The organism is Myroides sp. LJL115 (assembly GCF_054871665.1).
This window is the reverse complement of sequence record NZ_JBTXLS010000069.1, coordinates 1-9470: the sequence shown is the minus strand read 5'-3', so window position 1 is coordinate 9470 and position 9470 is coordinate 1. Positions and strand designations below refer to the sequence as shown.

Genomic DNA, 9470 nt, shown 5'->3' with positions numbered 1-9470 from the left:
TGTTTTCATCATAGATGTAATGGTTGGTTAAATTGATTAAATAAGTTTGTTGTAAAATAATAATTGAAATTTCCGAAGTAAATCCGGTGGACGTTTGTTGTGATTAATACCAAAGCTGAGGTATAGCTATATATTCCATGCTGAGGTGGAAACTCCATTCAAGTAAGGAAACAATAGCTGAATTACTACAGCAGTTAAACTGCAAATAGCCTCATTTTGGACGGTTAATGATCACAGACTATAAAGAAGTAGACGTCAAAAAAGACTTTCTTCATAGTGAATATAATAGGACAGTAGTGTTCTAAAAAGATACTACGTCTTCTCCTAGAGTTTGCTCATCGGGGAGAGAAGCAGTAATACACACTAGGTAAATATTTTAAAGTGCAGGCTTATAACGAAATACTGTCTGGCTTACACTCTTGTTTTTTCTCTAGGTAGCTAAGTAAATTCCTCAGCTACCCAAATTTTCATACTTTCTCAATTACTTATGTATTGGCATTTTCCTTTTGGAAAAATGCAAGAAAGGCTATACTTTTAGAGTGCGAATCAAAAAATAAAACCGTCTTACTTAAAACACTTGTGTTTTGAGCAAAGCCGTATTACAATAAAACGAAATACATCATAGACTATTAATCCTTGTAATACGTACTATGGAGTTTTTTTATTACTAGATATTTTCAAAAATGGTCCTTTTTACATAAAAGTACTTTTGATGAAATACCTATAAAATAAAAAATCGCTCACATAGATTATATGAACGATGTTTTTAATATGTCTAAACTCTTGTTTAAAACAAGGAGCGGTTCATAACTCTATTTCGGGGTGTCCTACGACCTTCATTTAAAATAAATGATTTGCCAACAGAGAATTACATGAATACCGCTCACATGCAATACAAAAGTACGAAACTTTATTGCACGGAGCGATACCAATGCTCTTCTTGTCGGCGTGTAGGACTTTCGAAACAAGAGAAAAACATCGTTAACAACCTCAATAAGGTTGAAATATCGCTTTTGTTATCACAAAGATACAAATAATAATTTAAGATACAAATATTCTGTGTAAAAAATATTTGTATCTAAAGTAAATATAAACACATGTCATATAAAGAAAAAATAGGGGATGTTTTACGGATCACAAGAGAAAAAAAAGGTTTATCTAAATCTAATATTTCCTATATGTGTGGATTTGCGGAATCTACAGTTATAGCAGTTGAGAAAGGAAAGGCTTCAAACATAGATTTTTATGTAGAATACGCTAAGGCAGTAGGCTACCCTTTAGCTACTTTAACAGATTTAAATATTCCATTAGTTCCAAAGAATCCTTTGACTGAGGAAATGTTGAAGGGGATGAAGATAACTGGGCATATCCGCAACTTAGTTAAAAAGGGATATTTTAGTGACCCTCTAAAATCAGGAGAGGTGCTTGCTATTTTATTGAAAGAGAATCTAATTGATAAGGAAATTACAAGTAGTCGTGTATCTAGTCTATTGCGCAATTTAGTTGAGGATGGTACTATTAAAGCTAAGAAGAAAGGAAATATCAATTTATATTTCAAATAAACTAGTTAAAAGCTTAGGTGATTTATAAAGGTATTTAGCTTAAATTCCCTTTTAAAGAAACAAACAAATGAAAACTATTGAAGTAGTAGCAGCTATTATCCTATATAATAATCAGATCTTTTGTGCCCAGAGGAAATACAGTGATAAAGAGTATGCTAGTTTCAAATTTGAATTTCCAGGTGGAAAGGTAGAAGAAGGTGAAACAAACACCCAGGCACTCATTCGTGAGATTAAAGAAGAGTTATCTTGGGAAATTACGCCTTGTTCTCTATTTACTACAGTAGAGTATCCCTATAGTGACTTTAATCTATTAATGCATTGTTATATATGTAAGGTTGATACGCTAGGGTTTACTTTAAATGAACATCTAAGCTATAGATGGTTAAATAGAGAGGATTTACTTTGTTTAGACTGGGCAGCGGCAGATAGTATCGTTGTTAAAGAATTAATGGCTAAAGAAAACCTGTAAATTAGCGTGTCTAAGCTTTTCTATTATAGATATATAATAGTACTAATAAGATAGTTAGTAGTAATTCTCAAAAAGTATATCTTTAATGTTATGATGTCAACAGATAGAATATTTGTAGAAAATGAGTTTGCACCTTTGAAAAAGGTAGTTCTCGCGGCTAGTGAATTTGGATATCCTTTAGAGGTAAGACAAGAGGATCTTCGTTTTTTAGAGGCATCAAGTATAGAAGATTCATTTATCAATAAGGGAAAGGATTTCAAAGAGGCACATCCTAATAGTCAACTTAAATGGGAATTAGAACGTAGTAATTTTAAAAAGGTTCTTCAAAGCTATGGGGTAGAAGTGATAGAAGCTCGTAGGTTAACCGATGCAGAAAAGAAGTTCAACCCAAAAGATGGATATGCTAATTTCTTTACTAGAGACCCTTTCTTTGTTATTGGGAATTGTGTAATTGAGGGTAGTATACGTTTTTTACATCGAAGACACGAGATATGGGCGCTTCGTGATTTATTATGGGAAAACGTAGAAAAAGCAGATTGTATGTATGTTGCTGCCCCTTTTCCTGAGGTAGCACATCCAGATGATCTCACTTTAGGTAATGGTCCATTTATAGAAGGAGGAGATATACTGGTATTAGGTAAGCATATACTTGTGGGAAGCTCTGGATTAGCCTCCAATGATAGAGGTTTTAAGTGGCTTTCTAAATTAATGAGTCCTTTTGGATACACCTTAGAAAAGGTTCGACTTCATAAAGATATTTTGCATTTAGATTGTGCGTTGGGTTTAGTGAAACCAAACTTAATGCTAATTTGTAAAGAAGCATTTTTAGATGGTATACCTAGTATACTAAAAGATTGGGATGCAATTGAGGTTACTTTAAAAGAGGCAGGAAATTTAGCAACTAATGGATTACCTATTTCTCCGGAGGTCTATGTGACTGACCCTGTATTTAAACACATAGGAGATCAAATAGAATCCTATGGTGTAAAGGTAGAGTATGTAGATTTTGAAATCACCCGAAGTTTTGGCGGTTCGTTTCGTTGTAGTACACAACCTTTATTGCGTTGTTATGAGTAGGAGCTTTTACTGATAACTAGAATAAATCACATTCGACATTTATATATAAACGAAAGCTAATTAAAATCCATTTTAATCTTTCGATTTTGGTCGACTTATATACTTATAAAGGTCATACTAAACTTGGCTTTGAAAAATTTAGGTTGATTATCTACGTCCTCTTTTATAAATGTGTTTTAAAAGGAAAGGTTAGTAGCGTAAATATGTTCAATATTAAGCTCTGAATTTAGATCTCTTGTTACAGGGGACAATTCTCGTCCATACTTATCAACTCTACGGATGTAAATACTTTCTAGCCGGTGAATATTTTTCCTTTTCTATTTCAAAGAGTAATCAAAAGTCATGATTTTGTTGTGAATTGCACAAAAACACAAAAAAAGAAAGAAAGTCTTTCTTTCAACTTTGGGTTGCGATTTTCTTGTTTTAGTTTTATGCACTAATTTTTAAAATAGTTGTGTAAATGTCCAATCTAGCCCAAGATATCCTTTTTGGCGTAGCTGTAGCTGACGCATTAGGTCTTCCAATTGAATTTAAGTTCCCAAATGAAATAGATATAGAATCTGTTGCGAGTAATTATCAAAATGAGCCCAATCGGTTAATAGGTTTTGGCTCTTGGCATAAACCTGTAGGAACCTTTAGTGATGATTCCTCTCTTACCTTATGTACAGCAGAATACCTAGCTAATGGAGAATCTAATTTAGATGATCTTTTAGAGCGTTTTAAAGATTGGATGAAAGAAGGGTATTGGACCGCTGATGGAGATACTTTTGATATTGGTAGAACCACTTTGTTTGCAATTGAAAACTTCGCCTATGGAAGTAATTGGCAAAACTGTGGAATGAGAAATGAGAACGACAATGGAAATGGCTCTTTAATGCGTATTTCACCTCTTGTTCTACCACTGTTATATGATACTAGTATAACGGATCCCTATAAGTACATTAGCCAGTTTAGTAGTTTAACTCACGCTCATAAGATAGCGGTGGATTGCTGCTATATTTACCTTATGTATGCTAAGTATCTTGCAATGACTAAAGATGCCCAGCTTGCTTATGAAAATCTTATTACAGATTTAAGTGCAACCTATAGGGAGAATGAGTATTTTAAACGCATCTTCTCTAAGGACTTTAAACAAACGGATCCAAGTGTATTTAACAATAGAGGGTTTGTAGTGGGAAGCTTAGAGATTGCCTTACATACAATGCTAACAACAAAAAGCTATAAAGAGGCTATTCTTCAAGTTATGAGTATAGGGAAAGATACCGATACTAATGGTGCTATTACTGGGGCACTTGCAGGTATATTGTATGGTTATCAGAGTATTCCAAATGAATGGCTACAACCATTAAAAAGGAAAGAAGGTATACAAGCTTTAGCTGATCAGCTAAGGCAACAATACAGTTTTTAAAAGGGTATGTAATAAAAGACCAAAAGCCTTGATTATAATCCTTTTTGAAAGATTTTAATCAAGGCTTTATATCCTCTCTTTCTTTTACAATATCGATATTTATTGTTACTTATGAAAGTCAAGGGGGGCATTGCATTTAAAGTTTCTTTTGATGGCGAAATTTTAATACAGCACTTATTTTCAGGAGCAAAATTAGATTAAGCACTGATCTTAGTCTTATTAATGATCAACAAACAAGTATAGTAATTGTAAGAAAGGGAGATGTCAAATTTAAATTAGACACCTCCCTTTTATGTGTTTTAATCTATTACGCGCTGTACGGCATCGATAAAAGCTTGTCTTTGCTCACTAAGTTCTTTAGAACCCGCCTTTGGCCAAGCTGCCATTTGAGCGATAACAAGGTTTTTGTGTGGATTGATATAAATCATCTGGCCAAAAATTCCGAAAGCTCCATAGCTCCCATCTTCTGACACCCACCATAAATAACCATAGCCATCCCCCTTATCATTAGTTGGATAAAGTATAGAAGTAGCATCTTTTAGCCACTCTTGAGCAAGTATTTGTTTATCTTCCACTTTACCTTTATCAAGCATCAGCATTCCCAAGCGCGAAAAATCTCTTAAACTCGCCGAGAGGCCGCTACCACCTAAATTATCATTACTGCATTCATCTGCTAACCAATAGGCGGAATACTCCATACCATACGGTTTCCAAATCTTCTCTGAAATATATTCCGATAAGCTTACTCCTGTAGCTTTTTGTACCAAAATTCCCACTAAATCCGTTTCTCCTGTACTATAGTTCCAATGTGTTCCTGGTTTATGCGCAAATTTCAAAGGCTTCATATAAGTCAAAATATGCGACTCATTACCTTGGCAGTCTGCTTTGTACATTTGTGCGACATCTGAGTTTGGATCTTCATAATCTTCATTCCAATCAATACCCGAAGTCATGGTTAATAATTGACCTACGGTTACTTCCCCGTAGTCATGTCCATTAAACTCATGGATATATTTCTTTAAAGGATCTTCTAAACTCTCAATAGTACCGTCTTGTAAAGCGGCTCCTACTAACATGGAAGAAACAGATTTAGCCACAGAAAAAGAAGTCCAAAGCGTTTTTTGATTACTTTCTTTGGCATATTTTTCTAGGCGAATTTGATGGTCTTTTATAACAATTACACCGTGAACACTGTTATCTTCCATATATGTATCCAAGGTAGTGTTGTCTTGCCACTTTGGAGTTATGTTCTTACCAGTTTTTAAAGGCGTAGTAACCTCTTCAGTAGCAATAGGAATACTTGGAAAAATAGCATACATAATAGGGAAACGTCGCTCTGTTTGTTCTTGCGACCAAAAAAGTAAGCTCTCCAGTTTCTGTCCCATGGTCTGTCCAGGAATTTGTGCAAGTTCATTTTCAGCGGTTCTTACCTCTAGGTTTTGCCTATCTTGAGCCCTAAGACTTAGGGAAGTGAAGGATAAAAAAAGAAGTGTTAGAAATGTTTTTTTAGTAATCATATATTATTTGAAAGATTGTTATTATGAATTAGGTTAATGTTTTGTCTTTTTTGGGTAGCGCGCGCTAAAGGCTTCTAAAATTTTTAAAATAAAAACACTATTGAGATTTTTTGTATAAATCGCTCAACTTATTATGGGGCAACATTATACGTTTTATTGGTTTTCATAAATAGTGTTTTGTGTACCTATTCGTTTTAGGACGCCTCAAAATTCGGCAAATAATTTCTATTCTGCTCGGATTTGTACAGGAATTTAAATAGCCCTTCTAATCTAGGTTTATTTTCTCTGATTATTTGATTTTCAATTATGTGCAATTTATTGCCTTTTAATAATTGGGAATTAATAAATTTATCTGTGAGGTCAACGCTTTGTAAATGTCCAGAAGAACCATTCCAACGTTTCCCAAAAGATGGTTTTTCTTGAAAAGTCAACATTTTTTTAATGAAAATATAGGACTCTATATTTATATCATTTTCTCTCAATCGCAGTTCTTTATAAAGTGACGCCTAACGGTCAAGTATAAGCGTAGTGCGGGATTAGAAGCACAGCACTTTCAGTTTAATAATATGTTTGTTAATGTGCAATTAATTCAAAATTAGCACTATAACCCGCATTGCGCTTATACAATGTTATGCAAGGGATTTATTAACTTGTTTTGTGTTAGAAATAATTCCAATTTGTCTTTATCTTTCACTGATATTGTCACTTTTTTTCCGTTGTGTTTCTCTATAAATAGACCGTATTCTGAATTAGTAATGTAACCCCAACCATATTTTCGTGAATAACGGATTCCCCAACCTAAAAAATCACTTAGTGCAGACAATTTAACAAGTTCGATTGTTTTTACGTCCTCCCAAGATATTTTGTTTGATGTAAAAGGTGTGAATTTATAAACAATAGAATTTTTATTGATTTTCAAAACGAGCTTTGTAAATGCTAGAAAAATACCAATAAGTAAAATACCCGTGGCAAAATAAATTAAAGACTTATCCTCTTTATTGTTTAAGGAGAATAATAAGAATACAATAAATTGTACTATAAATATTGCTAAAATAAATTTTGGCATTCCTGTATTTTCATTAAATGACTTCATATTTTAGTTTTTTTAATATTGATTTTATTGATAAATAATTTTCGTAAATACTCCTATCCAATCTCACTAGTTATAATATTAATCCAGCAACCATTGCTATATTAACCCCTAAATAAGCTGGTAGTTTTTCATGTGCTTTATTTGCACAACAAACTTCTTCTAATTATATCAAAAGCACTACTTATCTCCAAGGGGTTACAACTAATCCCGCAGGAGCTAAAAAATCTGTGAGTGTAGTTTATTTTGATGGTTTAGGTAGGGAAACTCAGTCTGTACAAGTTGGTGCGAGCCCTACGAGTAAGAGTATAGTCAAACATAGTGAATATGATCTTAATATAGGAAAAACCAAGGAGTATTTACCTTATGCAACAAGTAGTGGGAGTGCTGATTTTATCTCCAATGCCAAAAGTCAGACATTGACTTTTTATAAGACAGCAAAGTATGACAATACAAACAATCCTTACTCACAGACTGTTTATGAGAATTCTCCTTTAAAAAGAGTTGTACAAACAGCTAGTGAAGGAGAGCCTTGGAAAGTAAATGGAGGTCATACAACGGATTACACCTATCGATTTAATACCGCTACAGAGGTTAAGTACTTTATTGCCAAATCTAGTTTAAATAGCACTACTGGTTTATATGATTTTAAAATTGAAAGCAAAGGTAATTATCCTTTAAATACTTTAAAGGTAGTTCGCGTAAGTGATCCCGATGGTAATATTTCAGAAGAGTTTACAGATCTAGATCAGCGTGTAGTGCTAAAAAGAATATATGAGAACGCTGCAGGAACTGGCGCTGGAGTAGATACCTATTATATTTATGATCAGTATGGTAATTTAACCATGGTAACTTCTCCTTTGTTAAACGGGAATACAGCCTTACCTGCCGTAGATCTTTTAGGTTATCAATATAAGTACGATGCCCAGAACCGCTTGGCTGCAAAAAAGCTTCCTGGCAAAGCGTGGGAGTATATGGTATATGATAAAAAAGATAGAATTATTGCACAAGGACCAGTATTGCATCCCTTTGGCAATGGGAGTCAAGGTTGGGTTATCAATAAGTATGACGGTTTATCTAGAGTTGTTTACACTAGCTTTTATGCTGGAATAGCTGCTAATGAAGCAGGACGTAAAACACTGCAGACTAATGTGGATAATTCAGCGGTAGGTTATGAGAAAAAATCTACTCCGATAACCATTGATGATATATCTGTGCCATATACTAACTTATCGTTTCCTAAAGATGGACTTACTATTTTATCTGTAAATTACTATGATGAATATGAACATGAATTAAAGGATGTGGCAAAAAACTCTCCTATTATAGAAGGGCAAACTGTACAACAAAATGTCAAAGGGCTTTTAGCAGGTAGTTGGAAAAGGGTATTGACCACTGCTAGTGAAAAAAATGGTGAATTGACTTATTTCCTTTACGATTATAAAGGGCAAGTTTTGCGTAACTATTCTAAGAATTATCTTGGTGGTCGTACTCAAATAGATACAAAGTATGGTTTTGCTGGTAATGTAGAACTAGTTCGCACTACACATAAAAGATTAGCTACATCTGCAGATATATCTATTTTGGAAAACTTCGTCTATGATCATCAAAACCGACTACTATATCAAACCCATAAAGTAGGGACTTTAGCGGAAGTGGTTATAGCAGAAAATATTTATGATGAGCTAGGAGCTCTACAAGCTAAAAGAGTAGGAGGTAAGCGTAGCGGAAGCACCACTACAGCAAATACTTTTTTACAAGAAATCAATTATAAGTATAATATAAGAGGATGGTTAACACAGGTAAATGATGTTAACAATTTAGATATTACCACTAATGGTAAGCGCTCTTTGTTTGCTTTAAAGTTAAACTATAATAAAATAGAACAGGGCATAACAGGTACTACTGGCTTATACAACGGAAATATTACCGAACAGCTTTATAGGAGTTCTTTAGATAATAAGAAAAGAGGCTATAGTTATGTGTATGACCGCTTAAATCGCCTTACCCTTGCAGCTTTTAAAGACCCAGATTTAACTATAAGCAGTAATGATACTCCTTATGGGGAAAAGCTTACTTACGATAAGAATGGCAATATTTTAAAACTAACTCGCAATGGAGCCTCCGTAGCTAATAAAGTCACTCAGATAGATAACTTAACCTATAGCTATGAAGCAGGAAGTAATAAACTCTCTAAAGTAGTTGATGCTAGTGGCAACTTAGAAGGATTTAAAAAAGGGAATACCACAACTTCCGCAGATTATACCTATGATGTATTTGGTAATCTAACAGTAGATAGAAATAAAAATATTACAAAAATTAGTTATAATTCTTTACATTTACCTGT

7 protein-coding genes are annotated in these 9470 nt (G+C 33.7%); 5 read left to right on the top strand and 2 right to left on the bottom strand.

Translation table 11 applies throughout. The features are described 5' to 3' along the window. Positions 1 to 1097 precede the first annotated feature (1097 nt). The 4 genes from ACYSNX_RS12490 to ACYSNX_RS12475 all read left to right on the top strand — a co-directional run bounded on the left by ACYSNX_RS12490 (position 1098) and on the right by ACYSNX_RS12475 (position 4516). Entirely contained in the window at positions 1098 to 1562 is a 465-nt protein-coding gene (locus tag ACYSNX_RS12490) for a helix-turn-helix domain-containing protein (RefSeq protein ID WP_461754995.1), read from the top strand. Between the two features lie 67 nt (positions 1563 to 1629). Then, complete coding sequence (locus tag ACYSNX_RS12485) at positions 1630 to 2031, top strand: (deoxy)nucleoside triphosphate pyrophosphohydrolase (protein WP_461754994.1); 402 nt, start codon at positions 1630 to 1632, stop codon at positions 2029 to 2031. A 90-nt stretch (positions 2032 to 2121) separates the two neighbouring features. Continuing rightward, positions 2122 to 3108 carry a dimethylarginine dimethylaminohydrolase family protein gene (locus tag ACYSNX_RS12480; protein ID WP_461754993.1) on the top strand — a complete coding sequence of 329 codons (987 nt, stop codon included), beginning with the start codon at positions 2122 to 2124 and terminating at the stop codon, positions 3106 to 3108. A 460-nt stretch (positions 3109 to 3568) separates the two neighbouring features. Next, positions 3569 to 4516, top strand: coding sequence for an ADP-ribosylglycohydrolase family protein (locus tag ACYSNX_RS12475; protein WP_461754992.1), 948 nt, complete (start codon positions 3569 to 3571; stop codon positions 4514 to 4516). Positions 4517 to 4815: 299 nt separating this feature from the next. Here ACYSNX_RS12475 and ACYSNX_RS12470 read toward each other — a convergent pair whose 3' ends face one another. Together ACYSNX_RS12470 and ACYSNX_RS12465 are read right to left on the bottom strand one after the other, a co-directional pair. Then, positions 4816 to 6033, bottom strand: a complete 1218-nt coding sequence (locus ACYSNX_RS12470; RefSeq protein WP_461754991.1) for a serine hydrolase domain-containing protein — start codon at positions 6031 to 6033, stop codon at positions 4816 to 4818. A 619-nt stretch (positions 6034 to 6652) separates the two neighbouring features. Continuing rightward, on the bottom strand, positions 6653 to 7126 hold the full coding sequence (locus ACYSNX_RS12465; RefSeq protein WP_461754990.1) for a hypothetical protein: 474 nt from the start codon (positions 7124 to 7126) through the stop codon (positions 6653 to 6655). A 227-nt stretch (positions 7127 to 7353) separates the two neighbouring features. Between ACYSNX_RS12465 and ACYSNX_RS12460 the strand changes: the two genes are divergently transcribed. Beyond that, positions 7354 to 9470: DUF6443 domain-containing protein (locus ACYSNX_RS12460; RefSeq protein ID WP_461754989.1), on the top strand; the 2117-nt coding region annotated here is incomplete at its 3' end.